We start from the raw sequence: 26,325 nt of genomic DNA, 5'->3' as shown, positions 1-26,325 counted from the left end.
CCGGCGGCCGCGGCGCCGAGCGCCACGCCGCGCCGGAGCGCGCCCTTACATGCGGGCCAGTACCGAGCCCCAGGTGAATCCGCCGCCCACGCCTTGCATCAGGATCAACTGGCCCGGCTTGACGCGGCCGTCGCGGCGCGCGGCGTCCAGGGCCAGCGGCACGCTGGCTGCAGAGGTGTTGGCGTGGCTGTCGACGGTGACGACGACCTTCTCGACCGGCACGGCAAGCTTGCGCGCCAGGAAATTCAGGATGCGCACGTTGGCCTGGTGCGGGATCAGCCAATCGACGTCGGCGATCTCGACGCCCGCTTCGGCGCAGGTGTCGCGCGCGGAACGGTCCAGCACGGTAACGGCCTGCTTGAACACGGCCTGCCCGTCCATGCGCAGGAACGGATCGCCGGTCACGTCGCCATAGGCTACGTTGCCCGCAGCGTTCAGGATCTTGGCCTGGCTGCCGTCGGCGTGCAGTTGCGCGGCCAGGATGCCAGGCTTGTCGGAAGCCTTGAGCACCACGGCGCCGGCGCCGTCGCCGAACAGCACGCAGGTGGAGCGGTCGTTCCAGTCCAGGATGCGCGAGAAGACTTCAGCGCCGATGACCAGCGCGCAACGCGCACGGCCGGCACGGATGAAGCTGTCGGCGGTGGTCATCGCATAGACGAAACCGCTGCACACGGCCTGCACGTCGAATGCCGCCGAACCCTTGGCGCCGATATTGGACTGCACGATGCAGGCGGTGCTCGGAAACACGAAGTCCGGCGTCGAGGTGGCCAGGACGATCAGGTCGACCTCGGAGGCGTCCACGCCGGCATCGGCGAGCGCGCGGCGCGAGGCCTCGGTCGCCAGCACGCTGGTGGTCACGCCGCGCTCGGCCAGATGGCGCTGGCGGATGCCGGTGCGCTCGACGATCCATTCGTCGGAGGTGGCGATGTCGCGCGTCGCCAGCTCCGCCGCCAGTTCGTCATTCGAAACCACGCGTTCCGGCAGGAAGCTGCCGGTGCCCGCGATCACGGAATATTTCATTGCGGTATCCATCAAGCGGTGTCCCCAGCCACGTTTGGCGACGACACCGAGGGGCCTTCGCCAGATTGAACGCGCTTGGTAATCTGAGCGACCGTCTCAGCGGTGCGCTCCAGCAGTTTACTCACTACGGCTTCACGGGCGCGCTGCAACGCAAATCCATAGGCGTAGACGTCCGCGGAACCATGGCTCTTGATGACCACGCCGCGCAAGCCCAGCAGCGCGGCGCCGTTATAGCGCCGGTTGTCGACGCGGGTGCGCAGGCGGTTGAGCACCGGCTTGGCCACCGCGCCAGCCAGCAGCGTGATCAGATTGCGTTTGAACTCTTCGCGAATGACGCTGGACAACATCTTCGCCAGCCCTTCGACGGACTTGAGCACGACGTTGCCGACGAAACCGTCGCAGACGACGACGTCGACCGTGCCTTTGAATATGTCATTGCCTTCCACGTTGCCGTAGAAGTTGAGCGGGCTGCTGCGCAGGAGCTCGGCGGCTTCCTTGACGACTTCGTTGCCCTTGATGACTTCTTCGCCGATGTTGAGCAGGCCCACCGAGGGGCGCTCGCGATGGTCCACCGCCTGCGACAGCGCGGCGCCCATGATGGCGAATTGGAGTAGATGCTCGGCCGTGCAGTCCACATTCGCGCCCAGGTCCAGCACCGTGGTGGCGCGGCCCGTCTGGTTCGGAATGGACGTGGCGATCGCGGGGCGGTCTATGCCGTCCAGCGTCTTGAGCACATAGCGTGAAATGGCCATCCACGCGCCGGTATTGCCCGCGGAAACGCAGGCGTCGGCGCGCCCGTCCTTGACGGACTGGGCGGCCAGGCGCATGGAGGAGTCTTTTTTGCGGCGCAGGGCGACCTCGACCGGGTCGTCCATGGTGACGACTTCGGAAGCCGCCACGATCTCAATGCGATCACGCGCCACGCCGCGGTGCTCGGAGAGCGCCGCTTCGATGGCGTCGGGAAGCCCGACCAGCAATAGCCGGGTATCCGGAAATTGCCGGGCGAACTCGATCGCAGCCGGAATCGTGACGGGCAGACCGAAGTCTCCGCCCATACAGTCTATGGCGATGCGTATCACGGGTGCCAGGTATCAGCGCTCAGCCGAAATGGTCCGAGTACGAGTTCGGCCCGGGGGCCTTATTCGTCGGCCTTGGTCTTCAGGACCTTGCGGCCGCGGTAGAAGCCGTTGGGGCTGATGTGGTGACGCAGATGCGCTTCGCCCGTGTTGGGTTCGATCGCGGTCGGCGGGTTCACCAGAAAATCGTGCGAGCGGTGCATACCGCGCTTGGACGGGGACTTCTTGTTTTGTTGAACGGCCATGATGACTCCTAGAAACGGGGCGCATTGTACGCGATGCGGCCCGATGTTGATCTCAATCTTTGTGCTTCAGTTGTTCCAGCACCGCAAACGGCGACGGACGCTTGACAGCGGGCTCCTCGGGAGAAGCTTCGCTGACCTTGGCCAGCGCGCCCGGGCATACATCATGCTTGGGCACATACGGAACGCTCAGAATGAGCTCATCTTCGATCTGGGCCAGCAGATCAAAATGATGCGAACCCACCACCTTTTCAGGCAGGTTGGACACAAAACCATTTCCTTCTTCGTCCTCGTCGTCCTCGCCGGATGGATCCCCGTAGGAAGCATCGTCGTCGAGATCGGCTTCGGACTTGACCAGCTGCAAAAGGACTTCGCTGTCGATCGGATACACGAACGGCTCGTTGCACCGTTGGCACACCAGCACCGGATTCGCCTGCACATGGATATGCAGTAGCGGCCGGCCCATCAGCAGGCCGGTTCTACCCATTTCGCCGCGCACGGACCACGTCACGAGTCCGGCATCGCCCTGCGGTTGTTCGGGCAGCCCGTCAACCACGCGCGTAAGCCGCACAAGAGGTATGGTTCCTTGCGCTTCCTTGCCCATCTGGGCAAATGCGTATGCATCGATGCGCTTGATGTTCAGTCCTTTGCATTCGCGGGGCTGTTCACAGAGCCCGAACTCGCGGGTTTAAAACCCCGGGGGTTTAAACCCCGGAAAACCCAGAACCCATGATTTTGCCGAGGCCGCCAAGCTTCGCCACCGGCTTGCTCGCGCGTCCATTCATGCAAAAATCCCGCAAAACGTTAGATAATACTGTGACTTACGCCTTAACGTCAAATATCGCATGCCTTCCAAGCCCAGCCTGATCCTCGCGTCCAGCTCGCGTTACCGCAAAGAACTGCTGTCCCGCCTGCGCCTGCCTTTCACGGCGATTTCCCCCGATGTAGACGAAACGCCACACTCCGGCGAAACGCCCGAAGCCCTGGCGCTGCGCCTGTCCGTGGCCAAGGCCATGGCGGTCGCGGCCAATTACCCCGGCAGCATCGTGATCGGCTCGGACCAGGTGGCCACCACCGACGGACATCCCATCGGCAAACCGGGGGATTTCCCGCGCGCATTGGCGCAATTGCGGGCCCTGTCGGGTCAAATCGTGGAATTTCACAGCGCCTTGGCGGTCACGGACGGCCAGCGGGTGGAAAAAGCCGACATCGTCACGCGCTGCCATTTCCGCCAGCTGTCGGACCGCGCGATCGAAGCCTATCTGCGCGCCGAAGAACCCTACGATACCGCAGGCAGCGCCAAGGCGGAAAGCCTGGGCATCGCCCTGATGGAAAGCATCCAGAGCGACGACCCCACCGCCATCATCGGGCTGCCGCTGATCGCACTGACCGGCATGCTGGCGCAGTTCGGCCTGGATCCGCTGGACGCCCCCGGAGCATCCGCATGAGCGGCGCGCTGCACCTGATCCCGGTCGGCCTGGGTGAAGCCCCACCCGAGCGCTGGCTCCCCGCCGAGGTCCGCACCCTGGCAGGCCAGCTGGACACCTACATCGCCGAAAACGCCAAGACCGCGCGCGCCTTCCTCAAGCTGATCGGCACAACCCGGCCGCTGCAGGAAATCACCATCCACACCCTGAACGACAAGGTAGACGCCGTCCAGATCAAGGCTTGGCTGGAACCGGCGCTCAAGGGCGCGGAAATCGGCCTGGTCTCCGAGGCTGGCTGCCCCGCGGTCGCGGACCCGGGCGCCAAGGTCGCGGACGCCGCGCACCGCCTGGGCATCACGGTAAAACCCTGGGTCGGCCCCTCTTCCATCCTGCTGGGCCTGATGGCCAGCGGACTGGACGGCCAGCGCTTTGCCTTCCATGGCTACGCGCCGGTGGACCCCGCGGAACGCGCCAAGCAGCTGCGCGCCTGGGAACAGCACTCGGCCAAGCACAACCAGACCCAGTTGCTGATCGAGACCCCCTATCGCAACGCCGCCATGTTCGCCACGCTGCTGGCCAGCCTGAAGGGCGACACCAAGCTGTGCGTGGCGCGCTCGGTCACGACCGCCGACGAATGGATCGTCACCCGCAGCGTGGCCGACTGGAAAAAGCAGCCGGCGCCCCAGCTCGACAAGCTGCCCACGCTATTCCTCTTCCTGGCGCGCTGATCCATGCGCCGCCTATTCCTTGTGCCGCTTGCCGCGGCCATCCTGGCGGGATGCGCCGCGCGCGGCCCCGCCGGCCTGGACCTGGACACCTCGATCACTGCGGTCAGCCAGGCCAGCCGGGTACGCAGCATCGTGCTGCACTACACCAGCGTGGACGACGCCCGTTCCATGGAATTGCTCTCCAAGGGCAAGGTCAGTTCGCACTATCTGGTTAACGACGCCGGCCGCGTCTACCGGCTGGTCGACGAGAACCGCGCCGCCTGGCATGCCGGCGCCAGCTCCTGGTATGGCAACATCGCCATGAACAGCACGTCCATCGGCATAGAAATCGTCAACCCAGGCTGGACGGAGGGCTCTGACGGCAAGCCTGTCTGGCATCCGTACAACGACCAGCAATTGCGCGCACTGACCATATTGCTGCGCGATATTGCGCAACGGCATGGCGTCACGCCCGAGAACATCGTGGGCCACAGCGACATCGCGCCCCAGCGCAAGGTGGATCCCGGCCCTCTTTTCCCGTGGAAAACGTTGGCCGAGGCGGGAATCGGGCGCTGGTACGACGAGACCGGAGCCGCCGAACACCTCGCGCGCCTTCAGGTCCAGGGCATCCCGGATGTCGCATGGTTCCAGAAACAGCTGGCACGGTTGGGCTATGCGTGTCCACAGGACGGCACACTGAGCCCGGCCACCATCGGCGCGCTGGCAGCCTTTCAGATGCACTACCGACCGACACTGTACGACGGCCAGCCGGACGCGGAGACTGCCGCCATCATGCTGGCGATGCTGTAGGGACGCGCAGCGCGCTACCGCCTGCCGCGCAACCAGGCGACCAGCCGCCAGCCCAGCAACAAGGCCAGCACGGCGGCGTACAGGGCGGGCTGCGCCAGGTCGTTCTTGCCGGCCTTGTGCCACCAATAATGCAGCACCGCCAGCAGGCCGATGGCATAGATGGCGCGGTGCAGGCTTTGCCAGCGCTTGCCCAGCTTGCGCATGGCCCACTGCGTGGAGGTAGCCGCCAGAGCGGCCATCAGCACGAACGCCGCAAATCCCACCATGATGAAGGGGCGTTCGCCGATATCGCGCAGCATGCCCGCCGGATCGAAGCCGCGATCCCACCAGACCCAGGCCATGAAGTGCATGGATCCATAGAAGAACGCGAACAAACCGCACATGCGCCGCAGACGCACCAATGCCGGCTGGCCAGTCAGCCGGCGCAGCGGCGTGATGGCCAGGGTCACGAGCAGGCAGACCAGGGTCCAGGTGCCCGATGAACGGGTCAGGAACTCGACCGGATTCGCCGTCAGCCCGTTATTCACGCCCAGCCAGATCCAGCGCGCGAACGGCGCCAGCCCCAGCAGGAACAGGAACGGCTTGAAGCGCCCCACAGTCTTGGCGGAAAACTGGGTCTTGCGCGGCGGCGTGGCCGGAGCCACCTGCGGAGTGCCGTCAGGCATGGAATCGCCTCAGTAGTTCGCCTTCAGGTCCATCCCCTGGTAGAGCGACGCCACCTGTTCGGCATAACCGTTGAACATCAAGGTCTTGCGCTTGGGGGAGAACAGCCCGTCCTCGCCAATGCGGCGTTCCGTGGCCTGGCTCCAGCGCGGATGAGGCACGTCGGGATTCACATTGGCGTAAAAGCCGTACTCCTGGGGCGCGGCCTTGATCCACGACGACACGGGCGGCTTTTCGACCAGGCGGATCTTGACCAGGGACTTGGCCGACTTGAAACCATACTTCCAGGGCACCGCCAACCTGAGCGGCGCGCCGTTCTGGTTCGGCAGCACCTTTCCGTAGACGCCGAACACCAGCATGGCCAGGGGATTCATGGCTTCGTCGATGCGCAGGCCCTCCACATAAGGCCATTCCAGGATCGCGGCGCGCACGCCCGGCATGTTCTCGCGCTGCACGGCGGTGACGAATTCCACGTACTTGGCGTTGCCCGTGGGTTCGACCTGCTTGAGCAGCGCCGACAGCGAATAGCCCATCCACGGAATCACCATGGACCAGCCCTCGACGCAGCGCAGCCGGTAGACGCGTTCTTCCATCGGCGCCAGCTTGAGCAGCTCTTCGATGGAAAAGGTGCGCGGCTTGCCGACTTCGCCCTCGACGCTCACGCTCCAGGGGCGTGTCTGCAATTTGCCGGCATTGGCGGCCGGATCGCCCTTATCCACGCCGAACTCGTAGTAGTTGTTGTAGGAGGTGACGTCGGCCAGCGTCGTCTGCTTGTCCATGACGCTCAAGGCGGGGTTGAGCTTGCCCGGCAGAACGCCGGCCTCCTGGGCGTGCGCGCTGCGCATGGCCCACCCCGGCAGGCCTGCGGCGGCCGCGACCAGCCCCGCGCGCAGCATAAGTTCGCGGCGCGAACGCCAGACGTCCTCGGAGGTGATCTCGGACGGAAGAATATCGTCGGGCTTGCGTATCAACATCATGGTCTCCGGTGTAGCGCCCGCAGGATCATGGACGCGCCCTGCGCAAGCCATGGACGCCGCGCCGCCCCATGATATTCCGCGGCAGCCGGCGCTTGCGGGTATTTCCTATAGACCCGCGCGTACGGCGGGCGTTCCGCGCCCGGACTGCGCACGCCCGGAGAATCCCGGGCGCCAGGTCGCTAGATACGCGGCAGCAGCCATTCGCGCACCTTCGGCACGCTGTCGAGCACCGCCTGGGGCGAACAACCCTCAAGCTCCTTCAGGGTATGTGCGCCATAGGTCACCCCCAGGCCATGCACGCCGGCATTGATCGCCATCTGCAGGTCGTGCGAGGTGTCACCCACCATCACGACGCGGTCCGGATCCACGCCCAGCTCCTGCATCAGCTCGTGCAGCATCGCCGGATGCGGCTTGCTGAAAGTTTCGTCGGCGGTGCGCGTGGCATCGAACAGCGGCCCCAGGCCGGTCGCGGCCAGCGCGCGGGTCAGGCCCACGCGGCTCTTGCCGGTAGCCACCGCCAGGCGCACGTTCTGCCCGGCCAGTTCGGCCAAGAGTTCCTGCACGCCCTCGAACAGGCGCAATTCCGGATCACGCAGCAGATAGTGCGTGCGGTAGCGCTCCAGGAAGCGCGGCAGCATCGCCTGCGTCAGTTCCGGCACCGCGCGGCGCAGGGCGCTTTCCAGGGACAGGCCTATCACCCAGCTGGCATCGGATGCCGAAGGCACCGCCAGTTCCAGGTCGCGGCAGGCGCCCTGGATGGCGGCCACGATGCTGTGCGTGGAATCCATCAGGGTGCCATCCCAGTCAAAAACGACCAGCGAATACGACATAATCAGACCGACTCCAGTTGTTTCAGTATTTTCCGGCAAGCTGGGGGCAGCTCGGCGGTAAGCGTCAGGGACTCGCCCGTCACCGGGTGGGCCAAGGTCAATTGGTGGGCGTGCAGGAACATCCTGCCAAAACCCATGCGCGCGAACTGCGCCCGTACTTCGTCGTGGCCGTACTTGTCGTCGCCCACGATGGGGAAGCCGCTGGCGGCCAGGTGCACCCGGATCTGATGGGTGCGACCGGTACGCAATTCGGCGTCGACCAGACTATAGCCACCAAAACGCTGCTTGAGCGTGACGATGGTGTGCGCCGACTGGCCGTCCGGATCGACCTTGACCCGGCGCTCGCCGGACTGGGTGGTCCACTTGGACAGCCCCAGCTTGATGTGCTGGCGGTCATTGACCCAATCGCCCTCGACCAGGGCCAGGTAATGTTTGTCCCCTTTTCCTTCGCGCAGCATGGCGTGCAACGCCAGCAGGGCGCTGCGCTTCTTGGCCACCATCAAGAGACCCGAGGTCTCCCGGTCCAGGCGATGGACCAGTTCCAGGAACTTGGCGCCGGGCCGGGCCGCCCGCAGCTGTTCGATCACGCCGAAGGACACGCCGCTGCCGCCATGGACCGCCACGCCGGCGGGCTTGTCCACGACAAGCAACGCCTCGTCCTCGAACACCACGGGGAATTCGGCGCCAGGCACCGGCCGGGGCTTGCCCGGGTCGGGCAGCCGCAGCGGCGGAACGCGGACCACGTCGCCCTCGGCGACGCGGTAGTCGGCCGAAGTGCGTCCCTTGTTTACCCGCACTTCGCCGCCGCGTATGGCCTTGTAGATATGGGTTTTGGGGACGCCCTTGCACAGCCGCGCAAGGTAGTTGTCCAGACGCTGGCCGGCATGCTCGGCATCGACTTCCACCATCCGGACGGCAGGGGGAGCTTTAGAGAGGGAAAGCGAGGGGGAAGTTTCTTTGCGCATTGCGAAAAGCGACATATAATCGGGACAGCCTAAAGGGGCTGAACTAGCCGCCTGACGTAGAGATGCAACGTTACGCAACTCCGTCGAGCGCGCGGGCCGCCATTGTACTGCCTGCTCATTCAACCCCCGGGGTCATTTGGTCGCCGGCGCAACCGCGCCCTGCCGGATAGTGGTGTGGCATTCATTTTGCCCGCTGTCCCAGCAGGTCCGTTGCATGCCGCAAGCGGCTCTGAAGCACCGCAAGAATCGTCGCATATTTAAAGCACCAGCTGCGCGTGGGCAACCAATCCGACCGCAACTGCCGTTCACAGCACTTTTCCGTCAAACCACATTCAGTGAAGCTGACCCTCCTGCTGACAGAACCCCGAGCCCCACGGCTCGACGTGCCCGCCTGACCCGCGGCGGATACGCCTGGGCGCCGCCCAGGTACGGTCCGCAACTCTTGCCCGCTTCAGCCCGCAGCCCGAGTGACCCGAGGTCACGCGCCGATATCGGCGCGTCATGACAACGGAGAACCCCTCTCATGAAGCGCATGCTGTTCAATGCGACGCATCAGGAAGAATTACGCGTCGCTATCGTCGATGGGCAAAAACTCATCGACCTCGACATCGAGACTGCCGGCCGCGAACAACGCAAAGGCAATATCTACAAAGGTGTCATCACCCGGATCGAACCCGGCCTCGAAGCTTGCTTCGTCAACTACGGTGAAGACCGTCACGGTTTCCTGCCTTTCAAGGAAGTGGCCCGCAGCTACTTCAAGGAAGGCGTGGACGTCCGCAGCGCCCGCATCCAGGACGCCCTGCGCGAAGGCCAGGAACTGATCGTCCAGGTTGAAAAGGAAGAGCGCGGCAACAAGGGCGCCGCCCTGACCACGTTCATCTCGCTGGCCGGCCGCTACCTGGTCCTGATGCCCAACAATCCCCGTGGCGGTGGCGTTTCGCGCCGCGTCGAGGGCGAGGACCGCCAGGAACTGCGCGACACGATGGAGCAGCTCGATCTGCCCCAGGGCATGAGCATCATCGCCCGCACCGCCGGCATCGGCCGCAACGTCGAAGAGCTCCAGTGGGACCTGTCCTACCTGTTGCAGCTCTGGACCGCGATCGACGGCGCCGCGCGCGACAACTCCGCGCCGATCCTGATCTACCTGGAATCCAGCCTGGTCATCCGGGCCATCCGCGACTACTTCTCCCCGGAAATCGGCGAGATCCTCATCGATACCGACGAGATCGCCGACCAGGCCACGGCTTTCATGAGCGTGGTGATGCCGGACAACGTCCAACGCGTCAAACGCTACCGCGACGATATCCCCCTCTTCTCCCGTTTCCAGATCGAACACCAGATCGAAACGGCGTACTCGCGCACGGTCACGCTGCCCTCGGGCGGCGCCATCGTCATCGACCACACCGAAGCCCTGGTTTCCGTGGACGTCAACTCGGCCCGCTCCACGCGCGGCGCCGACATCGAGGAAACCGCGCTGCGCACCAACTCGGAAGCAGCCGATGAAGTGGCCCGCCAGTTGCGCCTGCGCGACCTGGGCGGCCTGATCGTCATCGACTTCATCGACATGGAGGACAGCAAGAACCAGCGCGCCGTCGAACAGCGCCTGCGTGACGCCCTCCACTTCGACCGCGCCCGCGTCCAGATGGGCAAGATTTCGCGCTTCGGCCTGATGGAACTGTCGCGCCAGCGCCTGCGTCCCGCCCTGAACGAAGGCTCGCACATCACCTGCCCGCGCTGCAACGGCACCGGCGTGATCCGCGACGCCGAGTCCAGCGCCCTGCATGTGCTGCGCCTGCTGCAGGAAGAGGCCATGAAGGAAAACACCGCCGCCGTGCACGCCCAAGTGCCGGTCGACGTTGCAACCTACCTGCTGAACGAAAAGCGCGCCGACATCACCAAGATGGAAGCCCGCCTCAAGGTCAACCTGATGCTGATCCCCAACAAGCATCTGGAAACGCCGCACCACCACATCGAGCGCCTGCGCCACGACGATCCGCGCCTGGAAGAACTGAAGACCAGCTTCGAACTGGTTGAAGCCCCGGCCACGGACGCCCCCTGGCAGCCGCGCGAGCACGAAATCAAGTCGCGTCCGGAAGCGCTGGTCAAGGGCATCACGCCCTCGCAGCCCGCTCCTGTTTCGACCCCGGCTCCCGCTGCGCCGGCTCCCGCGCCGGCAGCAACCGGCGGCCTGGGCGGCCTGTTCAAGCGCCTGTTCGGGTGGCTGGGCGGCAGCTCCGAAGCGGCCAAGCCCGCTCCCGCTGCCCAGGAAGACAGCGCCAAGCGCGCCAGCTCCGGCCGCGGCAAGGGCCGCAGCAGCCATGACGGCCAGGAACGCCGTGGCGAACGCCATGGTTCGGACCGCAACCGCAACCGCCGCGGCGAATCCCGCGGCGAAGGCGCCGAGGGCAGCGAAGGCGGCCGCCACCACGTCCGCGGCAACCGCCGCGCCGAGGGCGAGCGCCAGGAACGCGGCGACCGCAACAACCGCAACGACACCCGTGGCGAACGCGACACCCAGGCTGCGCAAGCTGCCCTGGCGTCCAACCGCCCCGAGCAAGCCGTGGAAGCTGGCGGCGAGGACAGCGGCGCCGGCCGCAACCGCCGCCGCGGCCGTGGCCGCAATCGCCGCGAGGAAGGCCAGTCCGACGCCCCGATGAGCGAACAGGAAAGCATGGTCGCCGCCCTGGCGCAGACGGTCGCCACCGCCCTGCCCGAAACCAAACCGGCTCCTGAAGCCGCCGCGGTGACCGCCGAGGCCGGCGAAGCCGAAGCCGTGCTCGAACAGACCGCCGATGGCGTACCCGCCGTGGAAGGCGCCGAAGGCGCCGCCGATCCCGAGCGCAAGCGCCGCCGCCGCCGCAGCCGCCGTGGCCGCCGCAGCCAGGAAGAAGCTGGCTTGGCCGGCAGCGACGACCAGCAGGAAGATGGCGCCGACGACGACAGCATCGAACAGTCGGAAGAAGCCGCTGCCCAGCCCGCCGTGACCGCTGCGCAAACCGAGGAACCTGCCGCACAGGTCCAGGCCGCTCCGGCGCAAGCCCAGCAGCCCGAAACGACGACAGCCGAGCCCGTCCAGGTTGCCGCTGCTCCGGTTGAAACCCAGCCGGCTGCGCCCGTGCAGGCCCAAGCCGAGCAAGCCGTCGAACCCGTGGCCCAGCCCGTGCAGACGGCTGCCGCCGAAGTGACCCAGCCGGTGTCCGTGCAGGCCGCGAGCGAGGTTTCCGCCCCCGCAGCGACCGAGCCGGCGCCGGTGGAAGCCGCCGCCGTCGAGCCCGTGGTTGCTCCCGCCCCGGCGCCGGTCGCCCCGGTTGCTCCGGCCGCGCCTGTCGCACAGGAAGCGGCTGCCGCGACGCCCGCAGCCAGCCAGCCCATCGTGGTGCCGGCTGTCGCCCCGTCGGCCAAGGCCCAGGCCCTGCACGACGTGGTGAATGCCGCCGGCCTGCAGTGGGTGGAGACCGATCCGGACCGCCACGCCCAGACCCAGCTGCGTATCGCCGCTGCGCACACACCGGTCCGCCTGGGCCGCGAGCGCAAGCCGGTCGCGCCCGTTTCCAACGAGCCGCTGGTTCAGGTCGAAACGCGCCACTAAACCGCAGGCCCGCAAGGGCTTGCGACTGGCAGCACATCGCACCCCGTACGCTGGATACCGATCCAGCGTACGGGGTGTTTTTCATGGTGGGTCCGCAGGGCAGCGACGCCCCGCGCGATTCGCAGCGCGCCCCCTCGGCCGCTCACTCGTCCTCTATCGGCTCCGCGGGCAGGTTCAAAGCCAGGCCGGCCTCTTCGACGAACGCTTCCGCCAACGCCGAATGCGGCATATGCCGGGCCCAGATGATCCCCATGCAGCGCAGAGGCGCGCGCCCCGGCAGCGGCACTCGCTTGACGCGCCGGCTGTCCACCCAATCCGGCGCCCAATCGGGTACCAGCGACACGCCCAGCCCTTCCGACACCATGCAGGCGATGCCCATCAGGCCGTCGACCTCCAGGCGCTCGCGCGGCACGATGCCGTGCTGGCGCAGATACTGGTCCGCCAGCCGGCCGCCCCAGACGTTGCGGTCATAGCGTATGAAAGGCTGCGTGCTCATCAGCTCGTGGGCGTCATTGCTCACGGTATCGGGCGGCGCCAGCACCACCAGAGGCTCTTCCGCCACCAATTTCCAGGCGTAGCCTTTGGACAGGTTGAATTGCGGCTTGACGATGAAGGCCGCGTCCAGGTCGCCGTTGATCACCCGGTGGTACAGGTGATTGGAGGTGCCTGGCTCCACGAAAACGGCCAGCTTGGGCAGGCGCCGGTACAGGCGCGCCAGCACGGTGGGCATGATGCCCGTCAGCGCCGACACCGACACGCCCAGCCTCAACTCGCCCAAGGGCGCGTCGTCGCTGGCGCTGGCCCGCAGGTCGCGCACTTCGCGCAGCACGCTGCGGGCTCGTTCCAGCACTTTCAGGCCCGCTTCGGTCGCCTTGACGCTGCGGCCCACGCGCTTGATGAGCGTGGCGCCCAGCTCTTCCTCCAGGGTGCGCACCCGCGCCGCAATGGCAGCGGGGGTCAGGTCCAGCCGGCGCGCGGCCTCCGCCAGCGATCCGCATTCGACCACCGACACAAAGCTCTGCACATATCGCGTATCCAAAGCGTCCCCCCTCTTTTTCTGCAGGCATGGTTTGCGCCAGGGCAAACCACAACAATTTTATGGATTGAAGCAATTAAACAGCAGATGTTCACTGGCCGCTTCGGTGCCAGAATCAGACGTTGCCGCTGCGCCCCGTGGCGCGTCCTTTTCATTCATCAGAAAACGAGTAGAGACAATGAGCACCCAAGCCAGCATTCCCGGCGTTTTTTCTCCGGTCCTGACGCCATTCGACGCAGCCTATCGCCCGGCGCTGGGACGCTATGTGAAGCACTGCCGCTGGCTGCGCGAACAATCCGTCGGGCTGGCCATATTCGGCACCAACTCGGAAGCCAACTCGCTCGCCCTGTCGGAAAAGCGCAGCCTGCTGGACGCGCTGCTGGAAGCGGGCGTGGAACCGTCGGCGCTGATGCCCGGCACGGGCGCCTGCGCGCTGCCCGACGCGATCGAGTTGACACGCCACGCCGTGCGCAGCGGCAGCATGGGCGTGCTGGTCCTGCCCCCCTTCTATTACAAGGGCGTGAGCGACGAAGGCCTGTTCCGCTACTACGCCGAACTGATCGAAGGCGTGGGCGACGACCGGCTGCGCATGTACCTGTATCACATCCCTCCCGTGAGCCAGGTGCCGCTGAGCCTGGACCTGATCGACCGCCTGCTCGACCGCTATCCCGGCCAGGTCGCCGGGGTAAAGGACAGTGGTGGGGACTGGAACAACACGGCGGCCATGATCGAACGCTTCGCGCCGCGCGGCTTCAAGGTCTACGCGGGCAGCGAAGCCTTCCTGCTGCAGACCCTGCGCGCGGGCGGCGTGGGCTGCATCACCGCCACCGGCAACGTCAATCCGGGCCCCATCGTCGCCCTGCAGCAGCGCTGGCAGGAAGCCGACGCCGACGCTCGCCAGGCCGGTCTGAACGCGACCCGCAACGTGTTCGGCAAATTCCCCATGATCCCCGCGATGAAGGCCGCGATTGCCTGGAAATCCGGCGATCCGGCCTGGGCGACGGTACGCCCGCCCCTGGTGGAACTGAACGCTGAACAGCGCACCGCCTTGCAGGCCGCCCTGGATGAGAACGGCTTCGACATGCCCGGCGCGCAGACCCTGGCGGACAACTAGCGCCCAATCCCGCGGGCGCTAGTTGTCCGCGGGATTGAACAGCGCAATATCCGCAGCACGAAGCGCCCCGGCGCACGGCGACCTGAAGCCGTGCGCCGGGGCGCTTCTTTTGGCGGTGCCGCTCAGCTCACCACGCCGATGTTCCAGGGCACGAACTCGTGATCGCCCAGTCCCAGCAGCTCGCTCTTGCTGCGCGTGCCGGAGGCCACCAGCAGGATTTCCTCGAAGATGCGCTGCGCCACTTCCTGTAGCGTCGCGGTGCCGTCCAGGATGTCGCCGCAATTGACGTCCATGTCCTCCGTCAGCCTTTCATACATCGGCGTATTGGTCGCCAGCTTGATCGAGGGCACGGGCTTGGCGCCGAACATCGAACCGCGCCCGGTGGTGAAACAGATCATGTTGGCCCCGCCGGCGATCTGTCCGGTCGCGGACACGGGGTCGAAGCCCGGCGTGTCCATGAACACCATGCCGGGCTGGCGCACCGGCTCCGCGTAGCGGTAGACCTCCATCAACGCCGTGGTGCCGCCCTTCATCGAAGAGCCCAGCGACTTCTCGAAGATGTTGGCCAATCCGCCCATCTGGTTGCCCGGACTGACCTTGCCGTTGATCTGCACGTCGCGCCCCGGCGAGTACTCTTCCTTCCACCAGCGGATGCGCTGCACCAGCTTTTCGCCGACCTCGCGGTTGCGGGCGCGCGAGGTCAAGGTGTGCTCCACGCCATAGATCTCAGGCGTTTCGGACAGGATGGCGGTGCCGCCGTGGCGCACCAGGATGTCCATGGCCGCCCCCAATGCGGGATTGGCGGTGATGGACGAAAAGCCGTCCGAACCGCCGCATTGCAGGCCCACCGTCAGATGCCGCGCCGGCACCGGCACGCGCTCGACCCGATTGGCCTCGGGCAGCAGCGCCTGCACCGCGGCGACGCCCGCCTCGATGGTTTTGCGCGTGCCGCCGGTCTCCTGCATGATGAAAGTCTTCAACCGCGCGCCCGCCTCCAGGCCCTGGTCCTTGAGCAAGGCATCCAGCTGATTGCGCTCGCAGCCCAGCCCGACGATCAGCACGGCGGCGAAGTTGGCGTGACAGGCGTAACCGCCCATCGTCCGGCGCAACAAATCCATGGGTTCGCCGGACATTTCCATGCCGCAGCCCATGCCATGGCTCAGCGCCACCACGCCGTCCACATTGGGATAGGCGGCCATCAGCTGCGGCGTGAAAGCTTCGGCAATGCGATGCACCACCGTCGCCGAACAGTTGACCGTCGCCATGACCCCGATGTAGTTGCGCGTGGCGACCTGTCCGTTGGCGCGCACGATGCCGAGAAAGCGCGCCTGCTCGGACTCGGGCAGGACCGGCGTCGCCACGTAATCGCGGGCGTGCGCGTAGTCCCGGTCGAACTCCTGGAAGTCCATGTTGTGCGAATGGACGTAGGTGCCGGCCGGAATGTCGCCCGCTGCAAAGCCGATGCAGACGTTGTACTTGAGGATGGGCTCGCCGGCGCGCAGGTCGCGCGCCGCGATCTTATGCCCGGCCGGGATCTGGCTGCGGCTGACGATGCCTTCGGAGGGTACGGCCATGCCTATGCCGATGGGCACGCGCGCCACCACGACGTTGTCCGCGGAATGCAGCCGGATGACGGGGCCGGCTGCACGTTTTTCAGTGAAATCGATCATGTCTGGATCTCGTAGGGATAAAGGCTCGCCCGCGCGGGCTGGACGCCTATTCGGGTTTGATGCCTATGTCGCGGATCAGCACCGACCAGCGCGGCAGCTCCGAACCCACGAAACGCGTGAAGGTATCGGAATCGCTGCCCACCACTGTGAAGCCCTGCTCGCTGAGCTTGGCCTGCATATCGTTCTGCTGCACGGCGGCGCGGATGGAATCGGAAAGCTTGGCCACCACGGGCTTGGGCGTATTGGCCGGCGCGAACACGCCATACCAGGTCGACACTTCGAAGTCCTTGAACCCGGACTCGGCCAGGGTCGGGATTTGCGGCGCCTTGGGGTCGCGCTTCAGGCTGGTAATGGCCAACGGCCGGACCTTGCCCGATGCGATGTGAGGCAAGGCCACAGGCAGATTGGCGAACATGTACGGCACGTGCCCGCCCAGCACGTCGGCCATGGCGGCCGATTCGCCCTTGTACGGCACATGCGTCACCTTGGTGCCCACCATGTGCGCATACAGCTCGCCGGCTATGTGCTGCGGGCCGCCCTGGCCGGACGAGGCATAGCTCATTGCGCCATCCCCGGCCTTGCGGATCTGTTCCGTCAGCTCCTGTACGGTCTTGGCATCCACCAAGGCTGGATTGACCACCAGGATCAGCGGCATGGTCACGATCTGCGATACCGGCGCAAAGTCCTTCTCGGGCTTGAAGGGCAAGGACGGGAACAGCGAAGGCGCCACCACCATGGTGGACTGCGAACCCAGGAATAGCGAGTAGCCATCGGCAGGCGAACGGGCGACGTTGTCGGCGGCGATGGTGCCGGTGGCGCCGGCCCGGTTTTCGACCACCACCTGCTGCCCCAGGCTTTCTGCCATCTTGGCGCCGACCAGGCGCGCCACGATGTCCGCGCCGCCTCCCGGGGCAAAGCCCACGACCATGCGCAGCGGCTTGTTAGGAAACTCCTCGGCCATGGCGGCGGATGAGCCGCAGAAAAGCGCGAGGCCCAGGCCTAGGGCTACCGTCATGCGCGTCAGGGGACGCGCGGGCGTACAGGGGGTGTTCATGCGTTGGTCTCCGTATGCCATCGTCGCGCCCCTCCCCGGCCGCAGCCAAGCGTGCCGGGAAGCGGAGCCGCGCGGCGGCTCGTTGTGTGTTGTGCAGTGCCAGAGCATTCTGGCGATTGCACTCCCTACCAACAAGTATGTATACGCAGCGTCAGAACATAATATTTTTGAGGTATCAAATTAGACTTGCCGCAACGCAGCACAGCAGCCCAAAAAAAATCCACCCCTGAGGGTGGATCTGTCTGTGCAGCGGGCCCTTGGGGCCGCGCCACGCCCACATATATGGCGTGATCAGAACTGGTAGGTGTACGTCAGCTGCACCACGTCCAGGCCCGGGTTCGGGCGCTTGATGCTGGCGTTCGAGAAGTGCGAATAGCGCAGGCCGATGCGATTGTTCGGCGTCACGAGAAAGCCCATGCCGATGTGGTCGCCAAACTGGAAAGCGGTGCTGATGTTCTCGTCGGCGAAACGCGTGCTGGAGAAGAGCGTGGCGCCAATACCCGCTTCAATGTAGAAGCGTTCGCCGGTCCACCAGCGGAACATCGGGATGGCGTTGAGCTGCCAGACATGGCCCGGGGAGCGCGAGCCGCTCGCCTTCCAGTACGACGCGCCGAGTTCGGGCGTCAGGTCCAGCCGGCCCCAGTTGCCACCGAACTGGTAGGTCCAGACCGAAGCCGTTTCGTAGTTGATCGTCAGGCGCTGATAGTGGTCTCCAATGCCGTAATGCACGCTGACGCCGCCCTGAGTACCCTCGGACGATTGGGCGCTTGCCAGCGACGCGGTTGCAGCCAGGGCAAGTCCCACAAGGCCGGTAAGCATCTTCTTCTTGGTCAACTGCATTGGAAAACTCCGTAGATTTCAAACCTAGTACGCAACATAGCAAAATCCGGGCCGGAAGGCTCAAGCTTTGTCGCACGCAGGCAACATCGCGGATGGAAAACACTGTTCCGCAAATTGTTCGTCATATGCGGCCCCGGGGCCGCATATGACAATGCCGCCGGAAGCCCTGGGCTGCCGGCGGCATCTTGGCGCTGTTCGTCTGGCCCGTCCCCTCAGGCGCAGGCCGGGGCAAACTCAGGCCGTAACCACGTCCGCCGGTTGATTGGTCAGCAAGGCCAGCAGGCGGGCGATTTCCTCGCGCAGCTGGCGGCGGTCCACGACCATGTCGATGGCGCCCTTCTGCAGCAGGAACTCGGCGCGCTGGAAGCCTTCCGGCAGTTTTTCGCGCACGGTCTGTTCAATCACGCGCGGGCCGGCAAAGCCGATCAGCGCCTTGGGTTCTGCGATGACCACGTCGCCCATGAAGGCGAAGCTGGCTGACACGCCGCCCATGGTGGGGTCGGTCAACACGCTGATGAACGGCAGGCCGGCCGCCGACAGGCGGGTCAGCATGGCATTGGTCTTGGCCATCTGCATCAGCGACAGCAGGCTTTCCTGCATGCGCGCGCCGCCCGAGGCAGCCACGCAGATGAAGGGCGTCTTGTTGTCCAGCGCGGCCTGGGCGCCGCGCGCGAAGCGCTCGCCCACCACCGAGCCCATGGAGCCGCCCATGAATTCGAATTCAAAGCAGGCCAGCGTTGCGGATACGCCGCGGATCGAACCGCTCATGACCACCAGCGCGTCGGTTTCGCCGGTCTGCTTGACCGCTTCCTGCAGACGCTCGGGGTACTTGCGGGTGTCCTTGAACTTCAGCGTATCGACCGAACGCGTGGTCTGGCCGATCTCGACGCGGCCCTCGACATCCAGCAGCGAGTCGATGCGGGCACGGGCCCCGATGCGCATGTGGTGGTCGCACTTGGGGCAGACGTGCAGGTTGGCCGCGAGGTCTTCGCTGTACAGCACCGATTCGCACGACGGGCATTTCACCCATAGGCCTTCGGGAACGCGGCGGGGGCCGCTTTCGCTGGTTTTATTGATGCGAGGAGGCAGGAGTTTTTCGATCCAGCTCATTGATTATTCATCCCGTATGAGGTCACGCCCGCCGCTCAGGCCGACGCGCTTGCTCGTTTTACTTGATCCAGCGCTTGCCGGATGGTGCGCAGCCAGCCGCTGGCGGCGGTGACTGCGGCGTCGGTTTTCTGGGCCGCGGGGGCATTCGCCGCCGCCTGCTCCATGGTTTCAATCAGTTTGCTGCCGATCACGACGGCATCCGCCGCGCGCGCCACGCGCTGGGCGCTTTCGGCGTCGCGGATGCCGAAGCCCACGCCCACCGGAATGTCGCGCACGTGGCGGCGGATCACGGCCAGGCGCTCGGCAACGTCGTCAGTGTTGAGCGAGCCCGAACCCGTGACGCCCTTGAGCGACACGTAGTACACGTAACCCCGCGCCACTTCGGCGACGGCCTTGATGCGCGCTTCCGTGGACGTGGGCGCCAGCAGGAAGATGGGCGCAATGCCGTGCCCGCCCAGCGTGGCGGCGAACTCGACGACTTCTTCGGGCGGATAGTCCACCACCAGCACACCGTCCACGCCCGCCTGCTCGGCGCGACGCGCGAACTCGGCCTGGCCCATGCGTTCGATCGGGTTGGCATAACCCATCAACACCACCGGCGTGGATGCGTCGCGCTGGCGGAATTCAGCCACCAGCTCCAGCACGCGGGCCAGGCCCACGCCTTGCGCGATGGCGCGGTCGGCGGCGCGCTGGATCACCGGGCCGTCAGCCATGGGATCGGAAAACGGCACGCCCAGTTCGATGACGTCGGCGCCGGCCTCGACCAGCGCATGCATCAGGGGAACGGTCGCGGCGGGCGAAGGATCGCCGGCGGCAATGTAGGGAATCAGCGCCGCGGCGCGGCCGGATTCGGCGGTGCGCGCAAAAGCGGCGGCAATGCGGTCGATGCGAGTGGTCATGGACAGGGCCTCAGAGCTCGATGCCGGCCTGTTCGGCCACGGTATGCATGTCCTTGTCGCCACGGCCCGACAAGTTGACCAGGATGACGGCGTCGCGCGGCAGCGTGGCGGCCATCTTCACGGCTTGCGCGATGGCGTGCGAGGACTCCAGCGCGGGCATGATGCCTTCGATGCGGCAGCAATCGTGGAAGGCCTTGAGGGCTTCCGCGTCGGTGATGCCGACGTACTCGGCGCGGCCGGAGTCCTTCAGCCAGGCATGTTCCGGGCCCACGCCGGGATAGTCCAGGCCGGCGGAGACCGAATGCGTTTCCTGAACCTGGCCGTCGGCGTCCTGCATGACATAGGTGCGGTTGCCGTGCAGCACGCCCACCTGGCCCGCGGCCAGGGAAGCGGCATGGCGGCCGCTGTCCATGCCCTCGCCCGCCGCCTCGACGCCGATCAGGCGCACATTTTCGTACGGAATGTAGGGATGGAAGATGCCCATGGCGTTGGAGCCGCCGCCCACCGCCGCCACGACGTAGTCGGGCTGGCGGCCGGTGGCCTCGGGCATCTGCGTCAGGCATTCGTTGCCGATGACGGTCTGGAAATCGCGCACCATGCGGGGATAGGGGTCGGGACCCGCCACCGTGCCGATGATGTAGAAGGTGTTTTCGATGTTGGTGACCCAGTCGCGCATGGCTTCGTTCAGCGCGTCCTTCAGGGTGCGCGAACCGGACGTGACCGGCACCACCGTCGCGCCCAGCAGCTTCATGCGGTAGACGTTCGAGGCCTGACGGCGGACGTCTTCGCTGCCCATGTAGACCACGCATTCCATGCCGTAGCGGGCCGCTACCGTGGCGGTGGCCACGCCGTGCTGGCCGGCGCCGGTTTCGGCGATGACGCGCGGCTTGCCCATGCGCTTGGCCAGCAAGGCCTGGCCGATGCAGTTGTTGACCTTGTGGGCGCCGGTGTGGTTCAGGTCTTCGCGCTTGAACCAGATCTGGGCGCCGCCCACCATTTCCGACCAGCGGCGTGCGTGGTAGACCGGGCTGGGCCGGCCGACGAAATGCTTGAGTTCGTAGTTGAACTCTTCCTGGAAGGCGGGGTCGACACGGTAATGGTCATAGGCCGCGCGCAGCTCGTCGAGCGCGTGCATCAGCGTTTCCGCCACGAAAACACCGCCATAAGGGCCAAAATGGCCCTGGGCATCCGGAAAGTCGTAAGGTTTCACCAAGCATCTCCCCCGGGTATCGCGGCAGGCCACTGCCGGCCGCAAATCCGGTTTGCAACCCGTCATTTTACCTGACGCCGGCAGCGGCCGGGGGCAACGCCCCAGCCGCCCCGGGAACCGTCAGCCTGCCCTCAGAGCGACTGCCCCAGGCGGCGCAGGAAGGTGTCGCAGGCAGCCAACTGGTCCAGCGCGACGTACTCGTTGGGCTTGTGGGCCTGTTCGATATGGCCGGGGCCGCAGACCACGGTGGGGATGCCGATGCCCTGGAACAGGCCGGCCTCGGTGCCGTAGGCAACCTTGCGGGTGGCGCGGTCTTCGGTCAGGGCGCGCACCAGCTGGGTGATGGCGGCTTCCTCGGACGCTTCCAGGGCGGGCGCGGCCGCGCCCGTCTCGATTTCGATGCTGGCGCCGTCGAATTCGGCCTTCATGCGCGGCAGGAGCTCTTCGCGCACGTATTTTTCAACTTCTGCCTGGATCTCGTCGGGCTGCATGCCGGGCAGGTTACGGAATTCGTAGGTGAATTCACACAGTTCGGGGATGGTATTGACCGCGATGCCGCCCCGGATCTGGTTGGTGGTCATCGTGGAGAACGGCACGTCGTAGAACTGGTCGTAGGGGCCGTTGGCCTTGAAGCTGTCGGCCAGGTCGCGGATGCGGCAGATCAGGCGGGCGGCATATTCGATGGCGTTGCAGCCGCGCGGGGTCAGCGACGAGTGCGCCGCCTTGCCGTGCACCTTGCAGCGGAACAGGTTGATGCCCTTGTGCGCCACCACCACCTGCATGCCGGTGGGCTCGCCCACCACGCAACCTTCGGGGCGGATGCCGCGTTCGTGCAGGTCGGCCAGCATGTAGGGCGCGCCGGCGCAGCCGACTTCCTCGTCATACGAGAACGCCAGGTGCATCGGCTTCTTGCGCGGCATGGCCAGGAATTCCGGCACCATTGCCAGCGAGCTGGCGATGAAACCCTTCATGTCGCAGCTGCCGCGGCCATAGAGCAGGCCGTCCTTTTCGACGAGCTTGAACGGATCCGTGCTCCATTCCTGGCCGTCGACCGGCACCACGTCGGTGTGGCCGGACAGCACGATGCCGCCCTGCATGCCGCCGTCCTGGGCGGGCAAGGTCGCGAACAGGTTGGCCTTGGTGCGCTCCGGATTGTGCGCCAGCCATGCGTCGACGCCCTGGCCCTTGAGCCAATCCCGGACGGTTTCGATCAGGGCAAGATTGGAATTGCGGCTGGTGGTGTCAAAGCCAACCAGCGTTTCCAGCCAGGTGCGCGCGTTCATGTCACTACTCTCTTGGGGAAAAACAGGAGTGTAAGGCCAGCGCGCCTTCGCGTCTCGGCGTGGTCCGGCGCGCGAAGCGCCTAGAATGTCGCCCGGTTAGGCAAACCCCAAGGAGAAACCGTGCAGCACAAAGCAGTTCCCACACGCAACATCGTGGCGGCAGTAATAGGCAATGCCCTCGAATGGTATGACTTCCTGGTGTTCGCGTTCATGACGCCGATCATCTCGAAGCTGTTCTTCCCCACCGACCCAAGCGTTCCCGGCAGCGAGCTGAACGCCATCCTGATGACCACCGCCATTTTCGGCGTCGGCTTCTTCATGCGCCCCGTGGGCGGCATCATCCTTGGCCTGTACGGCGACAAGAAAGGCCGCAAGGCCGCCATGGTCATGGTGACCTCGCTGATGGCCGTGTCGATCGCGCTGATCACCGTGGCCCCCACCTACCACGCGGCCGGCATCCTGGCCCCGATCTTCATCCTGATCGCCCGCCTCTTGCAGGGTTTCTCCGCCGGCGGCGAATTCGGCACCTCGACGGCGCTGCTGATCGAGATGGCGCCCAACGGCAAGCGCGGCTTCTACGGTTCCTGGCAGATGGCCGGCCAGATGCTGGCGCTGCTGATCGGCGCGGCCTGCGGCACGCTCATCACCGAGTTCTTCACCCCGCAACAGATCGCCGACTGGGCATGGCGCCTGCCGTTCGCGTTCGGCCTGGTCATTGTCCCCATCGCCATCTATATCCGCCGCAACGTCGATGAAACCGACGCGTTCAAGCAGATCAAGGAAGAAGAGCGCCAAGCCGCCGCCCGCGGCGACGTGCAGCGCCTGAGCCTGGGCCAGATGCTGAAGACGCATACCCGCGAAGCGCTGATCGGCGTGGGCCTGGTCGTGACCGCGACCGTGTCCATCTACATCACCTTCACGTATCTGGTGACCTACTCCACGCAGATCCTGAAGCTGCCGCTGAACCAGACCTTCCTGGTGCAGATGGCGGGCGCGGCGCTGATGGTGCTGCTGACGCCCTTCATGGGCGCCTGGTCCGACCGCATCGGCCGCCGCCCCCTGGTGATCGGCTCGCTCATCGGCTACCTGATCGTGCTGTATCCGCTGTACTACTGGCTGTCGGACGCGCCGTCCATCGGCCGCCTGCTGGCCGTGCAGGTCGTGGTCTGCCTGTTCGTGTCGGCATTCTTCGGCGTGTTCAGCACGGTGATGGCGGAACTGTTCCCCGCGCGCGTGCGCTCGGTGGGCCTGTCCCTGGCCTACAACGTGGCCGTGATGATCTTCGGCGGTTTCGCGCAGTTCATCGTGACCTGGCTGATCAAGACCACCGGCTCGCCGATGGCGCCCGCCTATTACGTGATGTTCGGCGTGGCGCTGGGGCTGATCGCCGCGTTCTACATGCGCGACCGCGCGCACGAAGAGCTGGACAACTGAGTCCTGCTCCCGCCCGGGCCGCCCGGCCCGGGTTTCCCGCCTAGCGGCGTGTCGCCGACGACACGCCCGGCACTTCGGCCAGGGCGTCCAGCGCGCGCGACAGCGATTCCCCGCCGCGCACTTCCACCGTGAACACCATATGGGCCAGCGACTGCTTGCTCTGTGTGTTCACGCCCACCACGTTCAGGCGCAGCCGCGCAAAGACTTCGGACAGGTCCCGCAACAGGCCGGAACGGTCGTGCGCGCGCACACTGATGTCCACCGGGTAGAACGTGTCGGCGGTTTCGCCCCAGGCCACCTCGATGACGCGCTCCGGCTCTCGCGCGGCCAGCGCCAGATAGCTGTGGCAATCGCTGCGGTGGATCGACACCCCGCGTCCGCGCGTGACAAAGCCGGCGATCGGATCGGGCGGCGCCGGACGGCAGCAGCGCGCCAGCTGCGTCAAGAGCGACCCCACCCCCACCACCAGCACGCCGCTCTTGCCGCTTTTCTCGGCGCTGCCGGCGCTGGCATGGCGCAAGGCGGCCGGCTGCGGCTCGACGACCGGCCCGGGCTGCTGGAACAGGGTGTCGATCTGCCGGAGGCTGAACTCTTCCTTGGCCGCCGCCACGTACAGGTCGTCGGCGCGGGCGAATCCCAGGTTCTGCGCCAGCTGTTCCAGATTGACGGCAGTCTTGCCCAGCCGCTGCAATTCCTTTTCGACCAGCGCCTGGCCCTGCGTGATGCGCTGCTGCAATTCGATCGCGTTGAACCACATGCGCACCTTGGCGCGGGCCCGCGGACTGGCCAGAAAGCCCAGCTGCGGGTTGAGCCAGTCGCGCGACGGCCCGCCGGACTTGGCGGAGATGATCTCCACGGTCTGGCCGGTGGACAGATGGGTCTGCAGCGGCACCATCTGCCCGTCGACGCGGGCGCCGCGGCAACGGTGGCCAAGGTCGGTGTGCAGGTGATAAGCGAAATCGACCGGCGTGGCGCCGGCGGGCAGTTCGATCACGCGCGCCTGCGGCGTCAGCACGTAGATGCGCTCATCGGTATGGGCCGGCGCCGCCGCCGGGCCGCGCTGCCTGCCCGATGCCGGCTTGGCGGGCGCGGGCTGGGCGGGTTCGCCGCCGCCCTCGACATCGCTGTTCCAGGCCAGTAGTTGCCGCATCCACGCCAGTTGCCGGTCGTATTCGCTGGAGGCCGCCACCTGGCCGCCCTTGGCGCCCGCTTCCTTGTAGCGCCAATGCGCGGCCATGCCGTATTCGGCGAACTGATGCATTTCGCGCGTGCGGATCTGCACTTCGAAGGGACGGCCGTCGTCGTCGGCCACCACAGTGTGCAGCGAGCGGTAACCGTTGGGCTTGGGCCGCGAAATATAGTCGTCGAATTCTTCCGAGATCGGCGTCCACATTTCGTGCACCATGCCCAGCGCCGTATAGCAGGCGCGCACGTCGTCAACGATGATGCGCAGCGCGCGCAGGTCGTACATCTGCGAGAAATCCAGCCGCTTCACGCGCATCTTGTTCCAGATGCTGTAGATGTGCTTGGGCCGGCCGCTGACCTCGGCCTCGACGCCCGCCTTGGCCAATCCCGTCTGCAGGCGCTCGATGGCGCCGGCGATGAAGGCTTCGCGCTCCACCCGCTTTTCTTCCAGCAGGCGGGCGATCTGTTTGTACTTGTCGGGCTCCAGGAAGCGGAACGCCAGATCTTCCATTTCCCACTTGATCTGCCAGATCCCCAGGCGGTTCGCCAGCGGCGCATACAGGTCCAGGGTTTCGCGGGCGAAATCGGTGGAGCACGGCGCCTTGCTTTCCGCGTGCCAGCGCAAGGTGCGCAGGCGCGAGGCCAGCCGCATCAGCACGATGCGCAGGTCGGCCGCCATGGCCAGCAGCATCTTGCGCTGCATTTCCTTTTGCGAGCCGCTTTCGGCGGCGGCGTCGCTCGCCTGCCGCGCCACCACGCCCAGGCGCAGCAGCGCGCGCGTGCCCTGCACCAGCCGCGCGATCTCGGGACCGAAGGCGGCCGCGACCGGATCGCTGCGCAGGGACGGCGCGGGCGCCATCAGGTCGGTCGGCAAGGCAGCCAGCAACGCCGCGGCGCGGGTGGCGGCATCGGTATGCAAGGCCGCCAGGATGCGGACCACGCCCGCGCCGTGTCCGGCCAGGGGTTCGCCGGTCAGCGCCTGCTGCCCTTCGAAACGCGGTTCGGCCCAGGCCACGGCCTGGTCGATCAGCGCCACGCCCTCGGCATCCAGGCCGGCGCCTACCTCCTGGCGCCAGGTAGCGTCGAAAGGCGTAGGCGCGTCGGGAACAGGCGGGGCGGACATGACGGACGGCAGGCGGATGTAGTTTGATATCCCGACACTCTACACTAGGGTTTGTAGACAC

23 protein-coding genes and 1 pseudogene are annotated in these 26,325 nt (G+C 66.1%); 7 read left to right on the top strand and 17 right to left on the bottom strand.

Going from position 1 to position 26,325, the window contains the following annotated elements:
* Positions 1-45: 45 nt before the first annotated feature.
* The 4 genes from IB259_RS19445 to IB259_RS19430 are packed head-to-tail and all read right to left on the bottom strand — an operon-like array spanning position 46 to position 2,942.
* Complete coding sequence (locus tag IB259_RS19445; protein ID WP_054450612.1) at positions 46-1,032, bottom strand: beta-ketoacyl-ACP synthase III; 987 nt, start codon at positions 1,030-1,032, stop codon at positions 46-48.
* Entirely contained in the window at positions 1,032-2,099 is a 1,068-nt protein-coding gene (gene plsX, locus IB259_RS19440) for a phosphate acyltransferase PlsX (RefSeq protein ID WP_054450609.1), read from the bottom strand. Before plsX ends, IB259_RS19445 begins: the two co-directional genes overlap by 1 nt.
* A 59-nt stretch (positions 2,100-2,158) precedes the next feature.
* Entirely contained in the window at positions 2,159-2,341 is a 183-nt protein-coding gene (gene rpmF / locus IB259_RS19435; RefSeq protein WP_013392223.1) for a 50S ribosomal protein L32, read from the bottom strand.
* 52 nt (positions 2,342-2,393) lie between these two features.
* The gene (locus tag IB259_RS19430) at positions 2,394-2,942 is read right to left on the bottom strand and encodes a DUF177 domain-containing protein (RefSeq protein WP_199728318.1); all 549 of its coding nucleotides are present in this window, start codon (positions 2,940-2,942) and stop codon (positions 2,394-2,396) included.
* Between the two features lie 241 nt (positions 2,943-3,183).
* On the opposite strand from IB259_RS19430, the gene IB259_RS19425 reads away from it, so the two are divergent.
* From IB259_RS19425 to IB259_RS19415, 3 genes are read left to right on the top strand one after another with little or no spacing between them, the layout of a single operon-like run.
* A complete protein-coding gene (locus tag IB259_RS19425) occupies positions 3,184-3,786 on the top strand; it encodes a Maf-like protein (RefSeq protein WP_192329931.1) in 603 nt (200 codons plus the stop codon).
* Positions 3,783-4,493, top strand: coding sequence for an SAM-dependent methyltransferase (locus IB259_RS19420; RefSeq protein ID WP_054450604.1), 711 nt, complete (start codon positions 3,783-3,785; stop codon positions 4,491-4,493). The genes IB259_RS19425 and IB259_RS19420 overlap by 4 nt, the downstream gene beginning before the upstream one ends.
* Positions 4,494-4,496: 3 nt before the next feature.
* Entirely contained in the window at positions 4,497-5,282 is a 786-nt protein-coding gene (locus tag IB259_RS19415; RefSeq protein WP_054450601.1) for an N-acetylmuramoyl-L-alanine amidase, read from the top strand.
* A 14-nt stretch (positions 5,283-5,296) separates the two neighbouring features.
* Here IB259_RS19415 and msrQ read toward each other — a convergent pair whose 3' ends face one another.
* From msrQ to IB259_RS19395, 4 genes are all read right to left on the bottom strand, one after another.
* Positions 5,297-5,947: a protein-methionine-sulfoxide reductase heme-binding subunit MsrQ gene (gene msrQ, locus IB259_RS19410; protein ID WP_175213949.1), complete on the bottom strand. Its 651-nt coding sequence runs from the start codon at positions 5,945-5,947 to the stop codon at positions 5,297-5,299.
* A gap of 9 nt (positions 5,948-5,956) precedes the next feature.
* Entirely contained in the window at positions 5,957-6,919 is a 963-nt protein-coding gene (msrP, locus tag IB259_RS19405) for a protein-methionine-sulfoxide reductase catalytic subunit MsrP (protein WP_175214069.1), read from the bottom strand.
* A gap of 182 nt (positions 6,920-7,101) precedes the next feature.
* A complete protein-coding gene (locus tag IB259_RS19400; RefSeq protein WP_192329929.1) occupies positions 7,102-7,752 on the bottom strand; it encodes an HAD family hydrolase in 651 nt (216 codons plus the stop codon).
* 2 nt (positions 7,753-7,754) lie between these two features.
* Entirely contained in the window at positions 7,755-8,717 is a 963-nt protein-coding gene (locus tag IB259_RS19395; RefSeq protein WP_175181235.1) for an RluA family pseudouridine synthase, read from the bottom strand.
* 501 nt (positions 8,718-9,218) lie between these two features.
* Between IB259_RS19395 and IB259_RS31245 the strand changes: the two are divergent.
* Together IB259_RS31245 and IB259_RS19390 are read left to right on the top strand one after the other, a co-directional pair.
* Positions 9,219-9,266, top strand: a pseudogene (locus IB259_RS31245) (hypothetical protein); the annotation flags it as partial.
* Positions 9,250-12,306, top strand: a complete 3,057-nt coding sequence (locus IB259_RS19390) for an Rne/Rng family ribonuclease (RefSeq protein WP_225596907.1) — start codon at positions 9,250-9,252, stop codon at positions 12,304-12,306. The pseudogene IB259_RS31245 and the gene IB259_RS19390, both read left to right, overlap by 17 nt.
* A gap of 142 nt (positions 12,307-12,448) precedes the next feature.
* Here the strand turns inward: IB259_RS19390 and IB259_RS19385 are convergent, their stop codons facing one another.
* On the bottom strand, positions 12,449-13,345 hold the full coding sequence (locus IB259_RS19385) for a LysR family transcriptional regulator (RefSeq protein ID WP_054450590.1): 897 nt from the start codon (positions 13,343-13,345) through the stop codon (positions 12,449-12,451).
* Between the two features lie 175 nt (positions 13,346-13,520).
* Here IB259_RS19385 and IB259_RS19380 point away from each other — a divergent pair, with 175 nt between their 5' ends.
* A complete protein-coding gene (locus IB259_RS19380) occupies positions 13,521-14,456 on the top strand; it encodes a dihydrodipicolinate synthase family protein (protein WP_054450588.1) in 936 nt (311 codons plus the stop codon).
* Positions 14,457-14,578: 122 nt separating this feature from the next.
* On the opposite strand, the gene IB259_RS19375 is transcribed toward IB259_RS19380, so the two are convergent.
* The 7 genes from IB259_RS19375 to argE form a co-directional block, all read right to left on the bottom strand.
* Positions 14,579-16,126, bottom strand: coding sequence for a UxaA family hydrolase (locus IB259_RS19375; RefSeq protein ID WP_054450586.1), 1,548 nt, complete (start codon positions 16,124-16,126; stop codon positions 14,579-14,581).
* Between the two features lie 46 nt (positions 16,127-16,172).
* Positions 16,173-17,180, bottom strand: coding sequence for a tripartite tricarboxylate transporter substrate binding protein (locus IB259_RS19370; RefSeq protein ID WP_192329925.1), 1,008 nt, complete (start codon positions 17,178-17,180; stop codon positions 16,173-16,175).
* A gap of 291 nt (positions 17,181-17,471) precedes the next feature.
* Positions 17,472-18,020, bottom strand: coding sequence for an acyloxyacyl hydrolase (locus tag IB259_RS19365; protein WP_054450583.1), 549 nt, complete (start codon positions 18,018-18,020; stop codon positions 17,472-17,474).
* A 234-nt stretch (positions 18,021-18,254) separates the two neighbouring features.
* Positions 18,255-19,130, bottom strand: a complete 876-nt coding sequence (gene accD, locus IB259_RS19360) for an acetyl-CoA carboxylase, carboxyltransferase subunit beta (protein ID WP_054450581.1) — start codon at positions 19,128-19,130, stop codon at positions 18,255-18,257.
* A 35-nt stretch (positions 19,131-19,165) separates the two neighbouring features.
* Positions 19,166-20,029, bottom strand: a complete 864-nt coding sequence (gene trpA / locus IB259_RS19355) for a tryptophan synthase subunit alpha (RefSeq protein WP_054450579.1) — start codon at positions 20,027-20,029, stop codon at positions 19,166-19,168.
* A 10-nt stretch (positions 20,030-20,039) separates the two neighbouring features.
* The gene (trpB, locus tag IB259_RS19350; protein WP_054451311.1) at positions 20,040-21,239 is read right to left on the bottom strand and encodes a tryptophan synthase subunit beta; all 1,200 of its coding nucleotides are present in this window, start codon (positions 21,237-21,239) and stop codon (positions 20,040-20,042) included.
* Positions 21,240-21,370: 131 nt separating this feature from the next.
* Positions 21,371-22,522, bottom strand: coding sequence for an acetylornithine deacetylase (gene argE / locus IB259_RS19345; protein ID WP_054450578.1), 1,152 nt, complete (start codon positions 22,520-22,522; stop codon positions 21,371-21,373).
* A gap of 120 nt (positions 22,523-22,642) precedes the next feature.
* Here argE and IB259_RS19340 point away from each other — a divergent pair, with 120 nt between their 5' ends.
* Complete coding sequence (locus tag IB259_RS19340) at positions 22,643-23,956, top strand: MFS transporter (protein ID WP_059374811.1); 1,314 nt, start codon at positions 22,643-22,645, stop codon at positions 23,954-23,956.
* Positions 23,957-23,996: 40 nt separating this feature from the next.
* Here IB259_RS19340 and IB259_RS19335 read toward each other — a convergent pair whose 3' ends face one another.
* Positions 23,997-26,264: a bifunctional (p)ppGpp synthetase/guanosine-3',5'-bis(diphosphate) 3'-pyrophosphohydrolase gene (locus IB259_RS19335; RefSeq protein WP_054450575.1), complete on the bottom strand. Its 2,268-nt coding sequence runs from the start codon at positions 26,262-26,264 to the stop codon at positions 23,997-23,999.
* Between the last annotated feature and the right edge of the window lie 61 nt (positions 26,265-26,325).

The sequence above is a fragment of the Achromobacter sp. ACM04 genome (genome assembly GCF_014851465.1).
Taxonomy (GTDB): Bacteria; Pseudomonadota; Gammaproteobacteria; order Burkholderiales; family Burkholderiaceae_B; genus Achromobacter; species Achromobacter aegrifaciens.
The sequence above is the reverse complement of the archived record's forward strand: the minus strand, read 5'-3'. Positions and strand labels throughout refer to the sequence as shown.

Coding starts and splice junctions, on each gene's coding strand:
- msrP (WP_175214069.1), bottom strand. CDS start 6,919: ATGTTGATACGCAAGCCCGACGATATTCTTCCGTCCGAGATCACCTCC.
- IB259_RS19380 (WP_054450588.1), top strand. CDS start 13,521: ATGAGCACCCAAGCCAGCATTCCCGGCGTTTTTTCTCCGGTCCTGACG.
- IB259_RS19335 (WP_054450575.1), bottom strand. CDS start 26,264: ATGTCCGCCCCGCCTGTTCCCGACGCGCCTACGCCTTTCGACGCTACC.
- trpA (WP_054450579.1), bottom strand. CDS start 20,029: ATGACCACTCGCATCGACCGCATTGCCGCCGCTTTTGCGCGCACCGCC.
- accD (WP_054450581.1), bottom strand. CDS start 19,130: ATGAGCTGGATCGAAAAACTCCTGCCTCCTCGCATCAATAAAACCAGC.
- IB259_RS19365 (WP_054450583.1), bottom strand. CDS start 18,020: ATGCAGTTGACCAAGAAGAAGATGCTTACCGGCCTTGTGGGACTTGCC.
- IB259_RS19370 (WP_192329925.1), bottom strand. CDS start 17,180: ATGAACACCCCCTGTACGCCCGCGCGTCCCCTGACGCGCATGACGGTA.
- IB259_RS19430 (WP_199728318.1), bottom strand. CDS start 2,942: ATGGGCAAGGAAGCGCAAGGAACCATACCTCTTGTGCGGCTTACGCGC.
- IB259_RS19425 (WP_192329931.1), top strand. CDS start 3,184: ATGCCTTCCAAGCCCAGCCTGATCCTCGCGTCCAGCTCGCGTTACCGC.
- IB259_RS19375 (WP_054450586.1), bottom strand. CDS start 16,126: ATGATCGATTTCACTGAAAAACGTGCAGCCGGCCCCGTCATCCGGCTG.
- argE (WP_054450578.1), bottom strand. CDS start 22,522: ATGAACGCGCGCACCTGGCTGGAAACGCTGGTTGGCTTTGACACCACC.
- msrQ (WP_175213949.1), bottom strand. CDS start 5,947: ATGCCTGACGGCACTCCGCAGGTGGCTCCGGCCACGCCGCCGCGCAAG.
- IB259_RS19415 (WP_054450601.1), top strand. CDS start 4,497: ATGCGCCGCCTATTCCTTGTGCCGCTTGCCGCGGCCATCCTGGCGGGA.
- IB259_RS19420 (WP_054450604.1), top strand. CDS start 3,783: ATGAGCGGCGCGCTGCACCTGATCCCGGTCGGCCTGGGTGAAGCCCCA.
- IB259_RS19395 (WP_175181235.1), bottom strand. CDS start 8,717: ATGCGCAAAGAAACTTCCCCCTCGCTTTCCCTCTCTAAAGCTCCCCCT.
- IB259_RS19400 (WP_192329929.1), bottom strand. CDS start 7,752: ATGTCGTATTCGCTGGTCGTTTTTGACTGGGATGGCACCCTGATGGAT.
- IB259_RS19445 (WP_054450612.1), bottom strand. CDS start 1,032: ATGGATACCGCAATGAAATATTCCGTGATCGCGGGCACCGGCAGCTTC.
- IB259_RS19390 (WP_225596907.1), top strand. CDS start 9,250: ATGCTGTTCAATGCGACGCATCAGGAAGAATTACGCGTCGCTATCGTC.
- rpmF (WP_013392223.1), bottom strand. CDS start 2,341: ATGGCCGTTCAACAAAACAAGAAGTCCCCGTCCAAGCGCGGTATGCAC.